Source organism: Ectopseudomonas chengduensis, assembly GCF_900102635.1.
Classification (GTDB): Bacteria; Pseudomonadota; Gammaproteobacteria; order Pseudomonadales; family Pseudomonadaceae; genus Aquipseudomonas; species Aquipseudomonas chengduensis.
This window is the reverse complement of record NZ_FMZQ01000001.1, coordinates 542669-558915: the sequence shown is the minus strand read 5'-3', so window position 1 is coordinate 558915 and position 16247 is coordinate 542669. Positions and strand designations below refer to the sequence as shown.

At 64.1% G+C, this 16247-nt stretch carries 16 protein-coding genes; 2 read left to right on the top strand and 14 right to left on the bottom strand.

Annotation, left to right across the window (positions count from 1 at the left end):
- Positions 1-55 precede the first annotated feature (55 nt).
- The 5 genes from BLS08_RS02580 to BLS08_RS02560 all read right to left on the bottom strand — a co-directional run bounded on the left by BLS08_RS02580 (position 56) and on the right by BLS08_RS02560 (position 6233).
- Complete coding sequence (locus BLS08_RS02580) at positions 56-1945, bottom strand: cytochrome c/FTR1 family iron permease (protein WP_090335960.1); 1890 nt, start codon at positions 1943-1945, stop codon at positions 56-58.
- Positions 1946-2195: 250 nt separating this feature from the next.
- Positions 2196-2828, bottom strand: coding sequence for a LysE family transporter (locus tag BLS08_RS02575; protein ID WP_017678330.1), 633 nt, complete (start codon positions 2826-2828; stop codon positions 2196-2198).
- A gap of 58 nt (positions 2829-2886) precedes the next feature.
- Positions 2887-3648, bottom strand: a complete 762-nt coding sequence (locus BLS08_RS02570) for a TerC family protein (protein WP_059390875.1) — start codon at positions 3646-3648, stop codon at positions 2887-2889.
- A 132-nt stretch (positions 3649-3780) separates the two neighbouring features.
- Entirely contained in the window at positions 3781-4320 is a 540-nt protein-coding gene (locus BLS08_RS02565; protein ID WP_017678328.1) for a mechanosensitive ion channel family protein, read from the bottom strand.
- Positions 4320-6233: an ATP-binding cassette domain-containing protein gene (locus BLS08_RS02560; RefSeq protein WP_090335959.1), complete on the bottom strand. Its 1914-nt coding sequence runs from the start codon at positions 6231-6233 to the stop codon at positions 4320-4322. Before BLS08_RS02560 ends, BLS08_RS02565 begins: the two co-directional genes overlap by 1 nt.
- 38 nt (positions 6234-6271) lie before the next feature.
- On the opposite strand from BLS08_RS02560, the gene BLS08_RS02555 reads away from it, so the two are divergent.
- Entirely contained in the window at positions 6272-6715 is a 444-nt protein-coding gene (locus BLS08_RS02555) for a TIGR02444 family protein (protein WP_090335957.1), read from the top strand.
- Here BLS08_RS02555 and BLS08_RS02550 read toward each other — a convergent pair.
- Positions 6712-7674, bottom strand: coding sequence for an AlgP family protein (locus BLS08_RS02550; protein ID WP_021487660.1), 963 nt, complete (start codon positions 7672-7674; stop codon positions 6712-6714). The two genes, BLS08_RS02555 and BLS08_RS02550, sit on opposite strands and share 4 nt — an antisense overlap.
- Positions 7675-7867: 193 nt before the next feature.
- Between BLS08_RS02550 and BLS08_RS02545 the strand changes: the two genes are divergently transcribed.
- Positions 7868-8515: an FKBP-type peptidyl-prolyl cis-trans isomerase gene (locus tag BLS08_RS02545; RefSeq protein ID WP_059390879.1), complete on the top strand. Its 648-nt coding sequence runs from the start codon at positions 7868-7870 to the stop codon at positions 8513-8515.
- A 207-nt stretch (positions 8516-8722) separates the two neighbouring features.
- Here the strand turns inward: BLS08_RS02545 and rsd are convergent, their stop codons facing one another.
- The 8 genes from rsd to BLS08_RS02505 form a co-directional block, all read right to left on the bottom strand.
- A complete protein-coding gene (rsd, locus tag BLS08_RS02540; protein WP_090335955.1) occupies positions 8723-9196 on the bottom strand; it encodes a sigma D regulator in 474 nt (157 codons plus the stop codon).
- Between the two features lie 236 nt (positions 9197-9432).
- Positions 9433-9924: a disulfide bond formation protein B gene (locus BLS08_RS02535; RefSeq protein WP_075744844.1), complete on the bottom strand. Its 492-nt coding sequence runs from the start codon at positions 9922-9924 to the stop codon at positions 9433-9435.
- 151 nt (positions 9925-10075) lie between these two features.
- Positions 10076-11323 (bottom strand): heme biosynthesis HemY N-terminal domain-containing protein, encoded by a 1248-nt coding sequence (locus BLS08_RS02530; RefSeq protein WP_017678321.1) that lies wholly within the window; start codon positions 11321-11323, stop codon positions 10076-10078.
- Positions 11320-12453 (bottom strand): uroporphyrinogen-III C-methyltransferase, encoded by a 1134-nt coding sequence (locus tag BLS08_RS02525; RefSeq protein WP_017678320.1) that lies wholly within the window; start codon positions 12451-12453, stop codon positions 11320-11322. Before BLS08_RS02525 ends, BLS08_RS02530 begins: the two co-directional genes overlap by 4 nt.
- Positions 12454-12465: 12 nt before the next feature.
- A complete protein-coding gene (locus tag BLS08_RS02520; RefSeq protein ID WP_017678319.1) occupies positions 12466-13233 on the bottom strand; it encodes a uroporphyrinogen-III synthase in 768 nt (255 codons plus the stop codon).
- Positions 13230-14168 (bottom strand): hydroxymethylbilane synthase, encoded by a 939-nt coding sequence (gene hemC, locus BLS08_RS02515; RefSeq protein ID WP_017678318.1) that lies wholly within the window; start codon positions 14166-14168, stop codon positions 13230-13232. Before hemC ends, BLS08_RS02520 begins: the two co-directional genes overlap by 4 nt.
- 93 nt (positions 14169-14261) lie before the next feature.
- Entirely contained in the window at positions 14262-15008 is a 747-nt protein-coding gene (locus BLS08_RS02510) for a LytR/AlgR family response regulator transcription factor (RefSeq protein WP_017678317.1), read from the bottom strand.
- Complete coding sequence (locus BLS08_RS02505) at positions 15005-16087, bottom strand: sensor histidine kinase (protein ID WP_017678316.1); 1083 nt, start codon at positions 16085-16087, stop codon at positions 15005-15007. The genes BLS08_RS02510 and BLS08_RS02505 overlap by 4 nt, the downstream gene beginning before the upstream one ends.
- Between the last annotated feature and the right edge of the window lie 160 nt (positions 16088-16247).

The window sequence follows — 16247 nt, the reverse complement described above, 5'->3', positions numbered from 1 at the left end:
ACGCTATGACACAACGAGGACGGGCAAAGCTCGCCCTCGTTCAAACCTGAGTAGGCTAGGCCTGCTCGACCATGCGCCGACGCTCCCCTAGCAGGCTGCGCCCGTACAGCAGGGCGATACCGACCAGCGCCAGGCCCTGCGCCGACAGGCTCCAGGCATCGGCATGAATGCCCAGCCAGTCGAACTCGAAGAAGGCCACCGGACGCGTGCCGAGCACGCCGGCCTCCTGCAACGCGGCCACGCCATGGCCAGCGAAGACCACGGAGAGCACGCATAGCAGCACTGCGTTGACGCCGAAGAAGGTTGCCAGCGGCAGTTTGCGCGAGCCGCGCAGGATCACCCAGGCCAGGCCGATCAGCAGCACCAGCGCGGCAGCGGCGCCGGCCAGCACCGCACCGTGCCCGGCAGGGCCGGCCTGCAGCCAGAGGGTTTCGTAGAACAGGATTACTTCGAACAGCTCGCGATACACCGAGAAGAACGCCAGCACGGCGAAGCCGAAACGGCCACCACCGCCGACCAGGCTGCTCTTGATGTAATCCTGCCAGGCCGCAGCGTGGCGACGATCATGCATCCACACGCCGACCCACAGCAGCACTACGCTGGCGAACAACGCCGTGGCGCCCTCCAGCAGCTCGCGCTGGGCGCCGCTGATGTCGATCAGGTAGGCCGCCACCGCCCAGGTCGCGACACCGGCCAGCAGCGCCAGCCCCCAGCCGATGTGCACACTGCGTACCGCCTGCTGCTGCCCGGTATTGCGCAGAAAGGCGAGAATCGCCGCCAGCACCAGAATCGCCTCCAGCCCCTCGCGCAGCAGAATCAGCAGACTGGCGAAGAAGCTCAGGCTGTCGTCCATGGCGCCATCAGCCAGCAGCGCAGCGGACTTGTCCAGCTCGACCTTGGCCCGCTCCAGTGCCTGGGCAGCCTGCGCGACGCTGGCACCATCCTGCAGCGCCTGCCGATAGGCCATCAGGGCGCGCTCGGTGGTCTTGCGCTGCGCGGCATCGAGGTTGTCGAGAGCGCTTTCGACCAGTTCGAAGCCTTCCAGATAGGCGCCTACGGAGAGGTCATAAGCCTGCTCGCGATCACCTTCGCGATAGGCCTGCAGGCTGCGCTCCAGGGTCGAGCGGGTGTAACCGATGAGCTGCTGCGGACCACGCTGCTCCACTACCGGATGAGCACGCAGGGCGCGGAACGCGGCGACATCGCCGCCGGTGGCGGCGATCTCGGCAGGCGTGCGCCCTGCCAGCTCGTTCATGGCAAAGCGTGTCTGGCTCTGCGCCGGTGCTGTTGTGAAACCGGCGATGTAGGCAGCCAGATCCCAGCGTTGACGCTCGTCGAGCTGATCGGCGAAGGCCGGCATATCGGTGCCTTCGATGCCCAGACCGAGGGTGTTGTAGAGATCGTAAAGGCTCAGCCGATCCAGACGCGCGGCATCACGCAGATTGGCCGGTGCTGGCTCCAGGCCGATACCGGCAGGTCCATCGCCCAGGCCGGTGTCGCCGTGGCACACCGAGCAGTGCTGAGCGTAGAGCGGCGCGCCGCGTTCCGGGTCCGGCGTCAGCACTGGGCTCTGCACCACCTGATAGAGCTCGGCCAGACGTGCGCCCAGTTTGCGGGCGGCGCCAGCAACCTCCTCGCCCGGCTGGCGCTGAGCAATTGCCTGACGCAGATTGCTGACGCCCTGCTCCAACTCGGCGCGGCCGGCCTGAGCGGGCAAGGCGACGATCAGGCCCTGCAGTACATCGAGAAACTCCAGTTGCTCCTGATATTCACCGGCATCGATAACCTGACCGCCCGCAACGGTGGCCGGGTAATCAGCGCCGATGTAACCGATCAGGTGCAACGCCTGTGCGGCACCGTCGAGGGGCTCGCCAATGGCGAGAAAGCTCAGGCTGGCCAGCAAAGGCAGCATCAGCCAGGAAAGAGAGAAGCGAAAGCGGGTCATTAATGCATCCCAAACGAGAATGGGTGGCATTAAATTGTTGCTGGCCTAACGATTGAGCACAAGAAGAATATGAAATATTCAGTAACAAACTGCCGAGCGGAACCTGAAAGACTGCCTTGCCCGCACAGGCGGGCATTCAGAACCTGCGAATCACCTGGGCTCCCGCCTTCGCGGGAGTGACGATGAATGGCTTTTTCAGAACATCCCTGGCAAACGCCATCGGCCAGCGTTGAACGATAGCGAACGAGACTCAGACTGCCGCGCGCTTGACCGTCGCCAACAGGCCGGCCGCAGCTGCGAACAGTGCGGCGAAACTGCGATTCATCACCCGCTGCTGGCGAGGTGTGCGCAGCAGGCGCAGCACTCGCGAGGCAAGGCCGGTGTAACCGGCCATGACGATCAGATCGACGATGATCATGGTCACGCCCATGACCAGATACTGCGCCACCAGCGGCGCATGCGGATTGATGAACTGCGGCAGCACCGCGAGCATGAAGACGATGGCCTTGGGGTTGCTGAAGTTGACCAGAAAGCCACGCAACACCAGGGTCAGCGGCCGGCCGATAGGACGCTCGGCCGCGCCGGCATCCAGATCGCTGGGCAGGGCGACCCACTGTTTGTAAGCGAGGAACACCAGATAGGCCACGCCGAACCACTTGATCAGGCTGAAGGCCAGGGCCGAGGCCGCCAGGACGGCGCCTACACCCGCGGCGACGATGGCGATCTGCAGCGCCAGACCGAGCTGCAAGCCGAGCGCGTTCCAGTAGCCGCGCCAGAAGCCGTACTGCATACCGGCCGACATCGAGGCCACGGCACCAGCACCCGGCGACAGGCTGATCACCCAGCAGGCGACGAAAAAAGCGAGCCAGGTTTCGAGAGCCATGGCGTGATACCTCAGGAAAGAAAAACGGGAGCAGGCGTTAAAGCCTACTCCCGTCCGATCAATCCGGCGAGCCCTTGCGCAGTTGCACCGGCTCACTCGGTTCCTGCTTGCGCATCCGCCCGCGCAGGCGGATGTTGATGGCCTCGACGGCGAGAGAGAAGGCCATGGCGAAGTAAACGTAGCCTTTCGGCACATGCACATCGAAGCTCTCGGCGATCAGCACGGTACCGACGACGATCAGGAACGACAGCGCCAGCATCTTCAGGCTCGGATGCTTGTCGATGAACGAAGCGATGGTGCTGGCCGACAGCATCATCACCAGCACCGAGATGACGATGGCGGCGACCATCACCGGTACGTGCTGCACCAGGCCGACGGCGGTGATCACCGAGTCGAGGCTGAACACGATGTCGATGATGGCAATCTGGATGATGATGCCCATGAAGCCGTAACTCTTCTTCGGTGCATCCTGGCCGCCCTCTTCCGCACCTTCGAGGCTGTGGTAGATCTCCGCCGTACTCTTGAACAGCAGGAACAGGCCCCCGAAGAACAGGATCAGGTCGCGCCCGGAAATCCCCTCACCGAAGACATGGAACAGGTCAGTGGTCAGGCGCATCACCCAGGTGATCGACAGCAGCAGCAGGATGCGCGTCCCCATGGCCAGCGCCAGGCCGAAGAAGCGCGCCCTGGGCTGCTGCTCGGCCGGAAGTCGGCTGACCAGAATGGAAATGAAGATGATGTTGTCGATACCCAGAACAATTTCCAGGGCGGTCAGAGTCAGGAACGCGACCCAAATTTCCGGGTTGCTGAGCCATTCCATTCGGAGTTACTCCAGCGAGGGGTTAGGTTGTGTAGGAAAAGTGACTGGCGACGACGGCCACGCATGGCCGCGGCGTACAGGCACCTTTCGTACAGACCCTAGGTTGCGCGATGCTTCTCGAAGTACGCGAGCTCAGCGCCAGCGCCGTACCGACTTCTGGAAGAACAGACTGTTGGGCACCTGGAGCAACGCGCCGGCCGCGTCTTCGCTGAGATCCTGCAGAGTGGTATAGAACAGATTGATGGCAATGACCCGGCCTTTGACGCCCGGTTTGTCGGCACTGTCGATCACCTCGACCGTATCGCCGATACGGAACGGCCCCATGGTGAAGATCAGCAGCGCGCAGAACATGTTCGACAGCACGCTCCAGATGGCGAAGAACGCCACCGCGGCGACCGCGGTGAAACCGGTCAGCGCCGTCCACAGCACGGTCGCGGAAACACCCAGCCGCTCCAGCACCATGAGCAGAGCGCTACCCATGATCAGCCAACGCACCAGCCCGCGCAGCGGCTGCAGCACCTCTGCCGGCAGCAGGCTGTAACGCGCTCCGAGGCGGCTGATGGCACGGGTGAGAATGCGCTGGGCGATCCACGCCAGCAGGATGATCAGCAGTACCTGGCCGGTGCGAATCAGTGGGTCGCGCCAGGCCGCCAGCAGTTCAAGCTGTTCCATTACTCGGCTTCCTCCAGTTGCTGCTGCAACGCCTCCAGGGTTTCCAGCGCCAGCAGCCAGGCTTCCTCCAGCTCGGCCTCGCGGGCCTTGAGCTGCGCCTGTTCGGCCAGACGCTGGCGCAGCTCATCCTTGCGCGCGGACTCGTACAGACCGCTGTCGCCCAGCTGGGTTTCCACGGTGGCGAGCTTTTCCTGCACCTTGCCCAGCTCCTGCTCGAGCTTGTCGGCCTGCTTCTTGTGCGGCGCCAGTTGCTGACGCAGCGCGGCGGCGGCCTGGCGCTGGGCGCGCTTGTCGGTCTTGTCCGCCGCCCCTTCAGCCGGTGCGCTCGGTGGCGCCTGGCGCTGCCGGTAATCGACCAGCCAGCGCGCGTAATCGTCCAGATCGCCGTCGAACGGCACCACCCGTCCTTCGGCAACCAGCAGGAATTCATCGGTGGTGCTCTTGAGCAGATGACGATCGTGCGAGACCACCACCACAGCACCGGCGAACTCCTGCAGGGCCATGGTCAGGGCCAGGCGCATTTCCAGGTCGAGGTGGTTGGTCGGTTCGTCGAGCAGCAACAGGTTGGGCTTTTCCCAGGCGATCAACGCCAGGGCCAGGCGCGCCTTCTCGCCACCGGAGAAATTCACCACCGGCTCGTCACAACGCGGGCCACGGAAGTCGAAGCCGCCGAGAAAATCGCGCAAGGTCTGCTCGCGCTCGCTGGGCGCCAGACGTTGCAGATGTAGCAGCGGGCTGGCCTTGTCGTCCAGTGAATCGAGCTGATGCTGAGCGAAGTAGCCGATCACCAGGTTTTCGCCGCGGGTCAGGCTGCCACCGAGCGGCTGCAGTTCGGCCGACAGGTTCTTGATCAGCGTCGACTTGCCCGCCCCATTGGGGCCAAGCAGGCCGATGCGCGCGCCGGGCACCAGGCTCAGCTTGACCTGCTGCAGCACAGTTTTGTCGCCATAACCGAGGCGACCTTCGCTGAGGCTGAGCAGTGGCGTGGAGATCTTGTCGGCTTCACGGAAGACGAAGTCGAAGGGCGAGTCGACATGCGCCGCGCTCAGCTCTTCCATGCGCTCCAGGGCCTTGATCCGGCTCTGCGCCTGACGGGCCTTGGTGGCCTGGGCCTTGAAGCGGGCGATGTACTTTTCCATGTGCGCGCGCTGCGCCTGCTGCTTCTCGTACGCCTGTTGCTGCTGGGCCAGACGCTCGGCACGAGTCCGCTCGAAAGCCGTGTAGCCGCCGCGATAAAGGGTCAGCTTGCGCTGTTCGACATGGGCGACGTGGTCGACCACTGCATCGAGAAAATCGCGGTCATGGGAAATCAGCAGCAAGGTGCCGGGGTAGTTTTGCAGCCAGCCTTCCAGCCAGAGAATGGCGTCCAGATCCAGGTGGTTGGTCGGCTCGTCGAGCAGCAGCAGGTCGGACGGGCACATCAGCGCCTGGGCCAGGTTCAGGCGCATGCGCCAGCCACCGGAGAAGTCGCCGACGCGGCGATCCATCTGCGCGTTCTCGAAGCCCAGGCCGGCCAGCAGCTTGCGCGCGCGGGCGTCGGCGGTGTAGCCGTCGGCGCTGTCCAGCTCGCTGTGCAGGCGAGCGATGGCCGCACCATCATGCGCCTGCTCGGCGACGGCCAGTTCGGCCTGCACGCGGCGCAGGTTGTGATCGCCGTCGAGCACGTAATCCACCGCCAGCCGATCGAGAGTATCGACCTCCTGACGCATATGGGCGATGCGCCAATCACCGGGCAGCAGGCAATCGCCGGCATCAGGCGTCAGCTCGCCACGCAACAGGGCGAACAGGCTGGATTTACCGGCGCCATTGGCACCGATCAGGCCGGCCTTGTGACCGGCGTGCAGGGTCAGCTCGGCGCCTTCGAGAAGACGCTGCGGGCCACGCTGTAGAGTGAGGTTCTGGAGTCGGATCATAATGGCGGCGGAGTCTACCAAATCGCCCCGGAGGCCGCGTGCAGGATCTGTGGAATTTCGCCCTCGAACTCTACGCCAGAGCAGGCGTGGAACAGGCCTGCCTGGAGTTGCAGGACACAGGCAGTGACGTTTGCCTGCTGCTGACCGGTGCCTGGTTGCAGCGGCGCGGTGTGCGCTGCCTGGATGAGCGCCTGCAAGCACTGCAGCAAGCGGCTGCCCCCTGGCAACGCGAGGTGATCGCGCCTTTGCGTCAGGTACGCCAGGACTGGCGCGCGAACGCAAGCCAGGATGCGGAACTCGCAGCCTTGCGTGAGCAGGTCAAGAAACTGGAACTGCAGGCCGAGCGGATATTGCTCGATCGTTTGCAGGCGCTGGCCGAGAACTGGCCAAACGAGGCAGGCGGAGACGATTGGCTGATTCGCCTGGCCGGAGGGGACAGCGCCGCGCTGCAGGTGCTACGCGGCGCCGTTGATCACCCTTAGGAAGCGCTCGGAGTACCCGGGGCGGTGGCCCCATTGGTGGCCGCAGGAGCAGCAGGGGCTGCCGCAGCAACTGGTGCGGCAACTGCCTTGGCAACTGCTGGCTTGGCCGGAGCTTTCTTCGCCGGGGCCTTGGCAGCGGCTGGTTTCTTCACCGCAGCCGGCTTGCTGACCGGTTTGCTCGCGGGTTTTGCAGGCGTGGCCTTGGCAGCCGGCTTAGCAGCGGGTTTGGCGACCGGTTTACTGGCTGCTGCGGGCTTGGCGGGTGCTTTTGCTGCAACAGGCTTGGCTGCCGGTTTGGTGGCTGGCTTGGCGGCAGCGGGCTTGGCGGCAGCTTTCGGCGCAGCGGGTTTTGCCGCAACAGCCTTGCTGGCAGTTGGCTTAGCCGCAGGCTTGCTGGCTGCTGCCGGTTTCGCTACTGGCTTGGCGACGGGTTTGCTCGCCGGTTTGGCAGCAGCCGGTTTGGCCGGGGCCTTCTTCACTGGTGTCTTCGCAGCAGCAGGCTTCTTCGCCGCGACCGGCTTGCTGGTCGGTTTGGCGGCCGGAGCAGCGGCTTTGGCCTCACGTACATCCAGCGCCTTACCAGCGGCTTCCTTCACTTTGCCTACGCCCTGTGCCAGCTTCAGGCTTTCCTGGGCATCACGCTTGAGCTGGGCGATGTAGGTGCGGGTTTCGCTCTGGCTGGCCTTGAGCGAGTCGAGCAGCTCCTCCAACTCGGCGACTGCGTCCTTCGCCTTGGCTTGCGCCTTGGCCTTGCCGGCAACAGCAGCGTCCTGCAGCTTGCTGCGGGCCTTGTGCAGTTTTTCCTGCGCCTTGCCGCGCTGCTTCTCCAGCTTGGCGAGCAGTTTCTCGGCGTCGATCAGCGCTTGCGAGCAGGCATTTTCCAGGTGTTCGAGCAGGCTGGCAGACAGTTGGTGCAGCAGGTGCAACGGGGTAGTGATGGACTTCTTCTTGGCCGACATGGCGCGCCTCCAGGCGGATGTGAACGCGCCCATACTAGACGCAGCCGCGAGGGCTCGCCATAGGCCTTTTGGCGAGCCGAGCAGATGCCGAACCACGCTGGCATAATCGCCAAAGCCTTTTGCCGTTTCAGCGCACGCTGCGGCGCCGCGTAACCTCAACAGCCCCTAAGCATCTTGATCGGGAGACACCGTAATGAGCCGCGCCGTACTAGCCGCCCTCGCTATCTGCTGCAGCCTGGGCGTACAGGCTGACCAGCACCAGCAGGATCTGGCCTACAGCCTCGGCGTGCGTCTTGGCGAGCGTCTGCACGACGAGGTGCCAGACCTGCCGCTGAGCGAGCTGCTCGAAGGCTTGCGCCGGGCCTACGAGGGCAAGCCCCTGCGCCTCGACGCCAGCCGGATCGAGCAGCTGCTCGATGAGCACGAAGCGCGTATCGAAGCCTCGCCACAGCGCCAGAGCAAAGCTATCGAAGCCGAGCAGCGTTTTCTCGCCGAGCAACGTCGCCGCCCAGACGTGCGGGCACTGGCCAACGGCGTACTGGTGACCGAACTCAGCCCTGGCAGCGGTCCCATGCCCACCGCTCGCAGCCGAGTACAGGTGAGCTACCGCGGCGAACTGGCGGACGGCAGCGTCTTCGACGAGAGCAGCACACCGCAGTGGTTTCGCCTGGACAGCCTGATCGGCGGCTGGCGCAGCGCACTGCTGCAAATGCCGAAAGGCGCTCACTGGCGCCTGGTGATTCCATCGGATCAGGCTTACGGGGAGGAAGGTGCGGGCGACCTGATACCGCCCTATGCGCCACTGGTATTCGATCTACGCCTGCTCGACGTAGCCGACTGAAGGCTAGCCTGCCGGCCTGATGCCGATCCGATCAGAGCGGCCTTGCGTAGGAGCCCCGCCCCGGGGCGAAGCTTTTCAAGTGCGTTCAAGTGCGCACCGTCCTGATTCGCGGCGAGGCGCCGCTGCTACAAACTTGATGCGCCGACGCTTAACTGACTGGCGTCAGCCTGACGGCCCGGAGTGTTCCGGACCATTGCCAGCAAGGGCTCAGAGCGCTTCGGCGGCCTGTTCCTGATGAGCGTTGTGCAGCACTTCGATCAGGCAGTCTTCCAATTCGAAGCGCTCGTGCAGCAACTGCCCCAGATGATTGAGCTCTGCCACCAGCGACGTGCTGTCGCGACAATCGCCATTGTCGCAGTGGTCATTGAACGCCAGCGCGACCGCCGTAATGGCTTCGATACGCGGGTAGATCTGCTTGGCCAGTTCCAGACCACGCTGGTCGTTGAAGGCCTTGGCCTCGTTGGTCAGTTGCTCGTAGACCTCGAAGTGACCAGCAGACACGTAGTCCACCAGCAATTCGCAGAAACCCTGCAGAGGCTCACAGTTGATGGCTGGCGCCTGCGGCGCCTTGGTGAGGGCGGTGTAAGCCAGCACAAGTTCGCGGCGTTCACCCAGCCAGCGATCGATCAGCTGGTGAACCCCACCCCAACGTTCCTGTGCATTCTGGCAACTCTCAAGCATGATAAACCTCGCTTCCCTTATCGATAATGCCTGTTATACGTCCGCTCCCGAGACGTTTTTCTGTCAATCGGTGCTTGGCCTTGGGAAGGCAACCGCAAAATGGCATTTTTCCGGCGGTGCGTGCGAGCCAGATTATGCTCGTGGGCACCCACCATCAAGGCATCGCCGTGAGAAAGTTTCATACGAGCGTTTAATCTCGAAGCCACGACCCGCGTGGCTTCGTGCAATTCGCATTCTCAATTGCGACGCAGCAGCTGGAACAGGCAGAAACCGAGCATGCCGACGAAACCGAGCAGGCTCCACTCGGGGATGCTCATGCCAAACAGCGTCCACTTCACCTCAGCACAGTCAGCGCTGCCCTGGAACACCAGGCGCACGATGTCCTGCATCGGCAGGGCTTCCATCATGAACTCGAGGCTGGGCAGACAGGCTTCGAGCTGATCGGCCGGTACGCTCTGCAGCCAGATCTGCCGGCCAGCGGTAGCGGCGCCAGCGCCGGCGAACAGCAGTGCCAGCACCGCGTAGATGCGACGACCGAGACTCCCCGGCCCATGGATAGCAGCGATCAGGCAGACCACGCCGAACAGAATCACGCAGATTCGCTGCAGCACGCACATCGGACAGGGTTCCAGGCCGACGACATGTTCCAGGTACAACGCAGCCGCCATCAGCAGTACGCAGCCGATGAATGCCAGGAAAAACAGAGGACGCGGGCTGGCCAAGTGCATGGTGGCTCCGGGAGGGAAATCGAGGGCAGTACGGTAGAGGAAAGCGAGGGCGCCTTTCAAGGCGCCCCATGACTCAGAGCAGGCTGTTCATCATGCCCGAACGCCCCTCCGTCCGTACGGCGAGTGCGCTGCGGCAATCAGCCGCATCCATTCAGGCTGTCACGCCCTGCGGTTGCGGCAGCGGTGGCAAGCCCTGATGCAACAGGCCGAGGCTCTCCAGCAACAGCTGATTGCTGCGTTCCAACTCGCCCAATTGCGCCAGCAGACGCGCCAGCTCGGCGCAGGTTTCCGGGTGGCGCTCGAGCTTCAGACTGGTCTCGAAATAGTCTCGCGCCTTGCCCCACAACTGGTTCTGCAGGCTCAGACGGCCCAGGGTCAACAACAGGGCAGGATCCTGCGGATGCTGCTTGAGCCAGAGTTCGGCCGTTTGCAGCTGACGCGCCGGGTCGGCGCCACGCAGCACACCGTAGAAGCGCGCCAGACGGCTGTCGTAACCACGTTTGAGCGCGCTGCGCAGCACTTCCTCGGCTTCTTCCTGCGCGCCCAGTCGACGCAGTTGCTCGACATAGGTGGCGATCAGCTCAGGCTCCTGACGCAGTGGCGCGGAAAGCTGCTGCCAGGCTTGCGTCAGCGGCTGAAGTGCAGTTTCGCCATGGCCCTGGCCAGCCAGTCCGGCATCGGCCAGGCGACCACGCCAGGTTTCGCGCTCCAGTTCGTCGAGTTCTGCGGCGGGCAGCGCCTTTTCCTTGCGCAACTCGGGCAGCAAGCCAAGCAGTGCCGACCAGTCCTGGCGCTGCAGATACAGACGCTGCAACTGACGCAGCACCAGGTGATGGCCTGGGTGGCGCTCACGCATGGCCTGCAGGGTTTCCAGCGCCGCGTCGCTGTCGCCGCGGTTACGCTGCAGCTCGGCGTGGGTCAGGGCAATCGCCAGTTCGGCCTGGGGTTGCTTGTTCAGTGCGCGTTCGAGCAATGCGTCGCTCTGCTCGTGATCGCCAAGCTTGCTGGCAGCCCGAGCAGCGCCGAGGTAATACATCAACGGCTGACTGTCGGCTTCGGCGGCACGGGTCAGTTGACGCTGGGCACGCGCCCAGTGACCTTCGGCCAGGTCGAGCATGCCCTGCTCGGAAGCCAGGCGCACACGGCGGTTGCGATGCAGACGCGACCAGGGGTTGGCCAGCCGTGTCGAGCTGAGCAACAAACGCAGTGTCCACTTGATCAGGTAGTACAGCGCCACCACGACCACCAGCAGGCCAAGGAATGCCCACAGGCCGGACTGGTAGCGAAAGCCCTGGTAGGCGAACAGCACATAACCGCGGTCGGCCTCGATGGCCAGACTGAGCAGATACAGCCCGGCGGCTATGGCCAGCAATAACAGGAGCCAGATCAGGCGTCTCATTGCGCCTCCCCGGCCGCCGCGGCCCCCTGCCGACGTTGCGCCTGTTTACGTTGCAGGTAGGCCTGCAGCGCATCGAGCGAGTCGCTCAGGTCCGGCACCTTGACCTCGATGCTGGCATCGGCCAGCTCGCCGAAGCGCTGGCGCAGGGCGCGACTGTCCGGGTTGTCTAGGTTGAAGTGGGCATCGAGGATTTCCTCGGCCTGTTTCAGCGACTGCTTGTACACACCGGTCTGACCATGCAGTGCGGCCCACTGCGCCTGTTCCAGCGCCAGCGACAGACTCAGGCGCACCTGCGACAGGCTTTGCCCGGACAGCAGCGGACGCACGTTGCGATCGGCGTCGAACTCGATACGGAAGTACTCCGAAAGCTTCTTCGCCCACTCGCTCCACCAGGCACTGCCGTCGCCTTCGGCTGCCAGGTCGGAGAGCACGTCACCCTGCCCTTCGAAGGTCGGCGCCAGTGGATTGAGGGTAGCGGCCTGCTCACGCAAGGCGCCCAGCTGCAGGAACAGGCCAACGCGATCCGGGCGCTCGGTGGTGCGCAGGGCTTCGAGACTACGGCTGAGCTGCTCGCGGGCGGCGAATGCGGCAGGGTCGTCCTGCTCGCGGAGGATTTCATCGGCGGCCAGTACCAGCGCTTCGGCGCTGGCCACATCCTGCAATGCCGACAACCGCAGGGTTGCCAGACGCAGCAGGTGCTCGGCTTCATCAAGACGCCAATCCTGGCGGCTACCATCGAGCACGCTTTCCAGGCGCTGGCTCATGCGCTGCTGATCGCTCTGCAGATTGGCCAGCAGGCGACGGCGCTCGTCCAGCTCGGCCGCACTGGGCAGGGCGGACAGACGCGAATCGAGGCGTTGGGCCAGCTCATCCACTTTCTTCGCACTGTCGTCACGGGTGCGCTGCAGGTCTTCGGCCTGCTGCAGGTCCCTGCTCTGCATTGCATGCAGTTGCCACAGGCTCCAGCCGCCAGCACCGGCGCCAGCCAGGCCAATCAGCAGGGCGAATGCGGCAAGGCCGCTGCCACCGCCACTGCGTGGTGCCTTCACCGGTGGCGGTGCAGGTGTGGGTTTCACGGCTTCGCTGGCCGGTTTTTCTTCTGGCGTGTTCGGGGTGGATGCTTCGCTCACGTATCCGTCCTTTTAGAGGGCGGCAGCCGGAAACTGCTCCAAAGCTGCCTGCAAGGCCGCGGCACTGGCGCCGCGACAGTCCACAACGATCTGGGCACCCGCAGCGCAGGCCTGTTCGGCGACGCGCGGGCTGGGTACGAACAAGGGTAGCCGAGCCAACGCCGGCCAGTCATCGCCGGCTAGCTGCAGCAGATGTTCGAAACCCTGCCCACTGCTGACAACCAGGCCATTCAGGCGTTCCGCTCGCACTTGTCGGCTCAGCTCGCCCGGCGCGTAATGCGGCAGTACGCGGCGATACAGTGGCAGATAGTCGACGCTCACACCTTGGCTACGCAAGCGCTCGGCGAGGAATTCTCGGCCACCTTCGCCACGCAGGATCAGCACGCGCGGTGCAGGTGCCGCGATGGCCTGCTGCAGTGCAGGCAGAGCGAGCAACGCCTCACTGTCATCGCCCGAATCGGGAAAATGCACGCTTAAGCCTTGCTCGGCGAGTACCGCAGCGGTAGCCGCACCGACACTGAACCAGGGCAGATCAGGCGTCGGCGCCCCATGCTGCGCCAAGAGCTGCAGGCCAATTCGGGCTGCCGGCTTGCTGACCACGATCACCGCGCAGTAACGCTGCAAATCGGCAAAGGCGCTGCGCTGCTCGAGTGTCTCATCCAGCGTCTCGATGGCCAACAGCGGCATGCAGTGGCTGACGACACCCTGCGCAGCCAGGGTCTGCGCCAGCGCCGCACAATCCTCGGCAGGACGCGTCAGCAACAGGCGCCAAACGCTCAAGGGTGACCGGCCTCACCATAAACGGCCTGGAGAATGGCGTCAGCCCCCTGCGCCAGCAGCGCCTCGGCGACACGCACCCCCAGAGCCTCGGCATCGCTACTGGCGGCGCGATCTTCGGCGCGCAGCAACAGGCCGCCGTCAGGTTGGCCGACCAGGCCGCGCAGCCACAGCTGGTCATCTTCGAGCAGGGCATAGCAGGCGATAGGGACCTGGCAGCCGCCATTGAGGTGCTTGTTCAGCGCGCGCTCGGCGGTGACACGTAGCGCGGTGTCACGGTGATGCAGCGGCGCCAGCAAGGCATGCACGTCGCTGTCGGCACTGCGGCATTCGATACCCACGGCGCCCTGGCCGCCGGCCGGCAGGCTGTCCTCGGCGCTGATCGAGCTGCGGATGCGGTCTTCGAACCCCAGGCGAATCAGGCCAGCGGCGGCAAGGATGATAGCGTCGTACTCGCCGGCATCAAGCTTGGCCAGGCGGGTATTGACGTTGCCGCGCAGGAACTGGATTTTCAGATCGGGCCGGCGCGCCAGCAGCTGGGCCTGACGGCGCAGACTGGAAGTACCGACCACGCTGCCGGGCAGCAGCGCATCGAGGCTGGCATAGGTGTTGGAGACGAAGGCGTCGCGCGGGTCTTCACGCTCGCAAATGCAGTACAGGCCCAGCCCTTCGGGAAAGTCCATCGGCACGTCCTTCATCGAGTGCACGGCAATGTCGGCCTCGTTTTCCAGCAGTGCGGTTTCCAGCTCCTTGACGAACAGCCCCTTGCCACCGATCTTCGCCAGCGGCGCGTCGAGCAGCTTGTCGCCGCGGCTGACCATGGGCACCAGACTGACCTTCAGACCGGGATGAGCCTGTTCCAGGCGGGCTTTGACATGTTCGGCCTGCCACAGGGCCAAGGCGCTCTTACGGGTGGCGATGCGAATTTCGCGGGACATGAGGCAATTCCAGAAAACCGATTGCCGCGAATCATAACAGGCTCGCCCGACGCCGGCGGAAGGAGGCGGCCATAGGCCGCAGCCGGCGACCCGCTATAGCGACTGCATCATCTTGCGCACACCGGCCACATGGCGGCGACTGACCACCAGCGAGTCACCCTCGAGCCCCTTGAGGAACAGTTGAAAGTGCCCGAGCGGGGTGCGCTGCAGGCGCTCGATACGCTCACGCGCCACCAGCGCATTGCGGTGGATGCGCACAAAGCGGTCACCGAACTCGTCTTCCAGCGCCTTCAACGGCTCATCCAGCAGGACTTCACCGCCCTCGTGACGCAGGGTGACGTATTTGTGGTCGGCGATGAAGTAGACCACGTGATCCAGCGGAATCAGCTCGATGCCCTTGCGGGTACGGGCACTGATATGGGTACGCGGGCCACCGCCAGTCTCCGCTGCGGGACGAGTCAGGGCGGCCAACTGCACACGATTGGGCCGCTCGGCCTTTTTCAGCGCTTCGCTCAGGCTCTCAGGCCGCACCGGTTTGACCAGATAGCCCACTGCACTGACCTGGAAGGCTTCCAGAGCGAACTCATCATGCGCCGTGCAAAAGATCACCGCTGGCGGCGCTTCGCGCTCGCACAATTTGGCAGCCACCTGCAGGCCGTCGAGGCCGGGCATGCGGATATCCAGCAGGACCACATCCGGCTTGAGGCTATCAATCAGGGTCAGGGCTTCCTCGCCATTGCTGGCAGCGGGCTCCAAGACCCGGTAACCCTCGAGCTCACCGACCATGCGGCTCAGGCGCTCGCGGGCAAGGGGTTCGTCATCGACGATCAGGACATTCATATTGCTCTGGCTTCCTGCGTGAGTCTCGCACAAGGATAGCGTAGACAGCTGTAGTGACGGCCGTCACGGCGCTCCACGCTGAGACTCGCGCGCGGCCCAAAAAGTGCCGCCAGGCGCGCATCGATATTACTCAGCGCTTGCTGCGTTCCCCGTGACGGATGCTGCTCGCCCCGCTCTTCATACGGATTGCTGACACACAAGCTGAACACACCATCCTGGTAATCCGCCTCGACCCGCACCAGGCCGCCTTCGATACGCGGCGCGATGCCATAGATCAGCGCATTCTCCAACAGAGGCTGCAGGGTCAGCTGGGGAATCGGCAGATCCTCCGGCACACCTTCTACCTCCCACTGCAACTGTAGTCGCTCGCCGAGCCGATAGTGCTCGATCGATAGATATCGTTTCGCCAGTTCCAGTTCCTCCTTCCACGGCACCAGCGTGCCAGGTTTGGCCAGGCTGGCGCGAAACAGATCGGACAGATCCAGCACCGCCTGCTCGGCCTTGTAAGGATCGAGCGTGACCAGGCTGGCGATGCTGTTGAGGCTGTTGAACAGAAAGTGCGGGCGAATCCGCGCTTGTAACGATTCGATCCGCGCACGCAGCTCGGCCTGCTCCTGCCGACGCCATTGGCTCTGCAGATAGAAATAGCGTAGCAGCAGTGCGGACATGATCAGGCTGATCAACGCATGACGCAGATAAAGATTCACTTCACCACTGCGCGGCAGCGGCCCACCCAGCTCGTAATAGTCGGCCACCGCCGTACAACCCAGGGTCAGCAGCACCACCAGCGCGCAGCACAGCCCCCCAGCCAACGCGGGACGCAGACGTGCCAGCAGCGGCCGCAAGCGGCAGAGCACAGCAGCCGACAGCAGCACGATCCACTGCACGAACAGTGAAGTCAGGGCCAGGCGTACCCAGTCGAACCCCGGCGTCATCGGTTCGGCGAGCACCAATACCAATACCAGCAACTCGGCCAACAGCACCATGCTCAGCAGCGCTTCGGGCTGACACAGTTCCGGGACGAAGAAGTCGTCGATAGCGGCGTTGTATTTGTTCTTGGTAGAGGATTGTCTGTGCATCGACGCAGTTTCCTTGTCGCCCTGCGAGCCGGCAAGCCAGACGGCCCCAGCCGGACAAAATAAAGCACCGAAATGCCGCCTTCAGGGCAAAATTGTGAAGCAGCCGACAACGCCATCGAACGCCCAACGGCGAACGCGCCCCGGCGAAACGCCTGCCGAC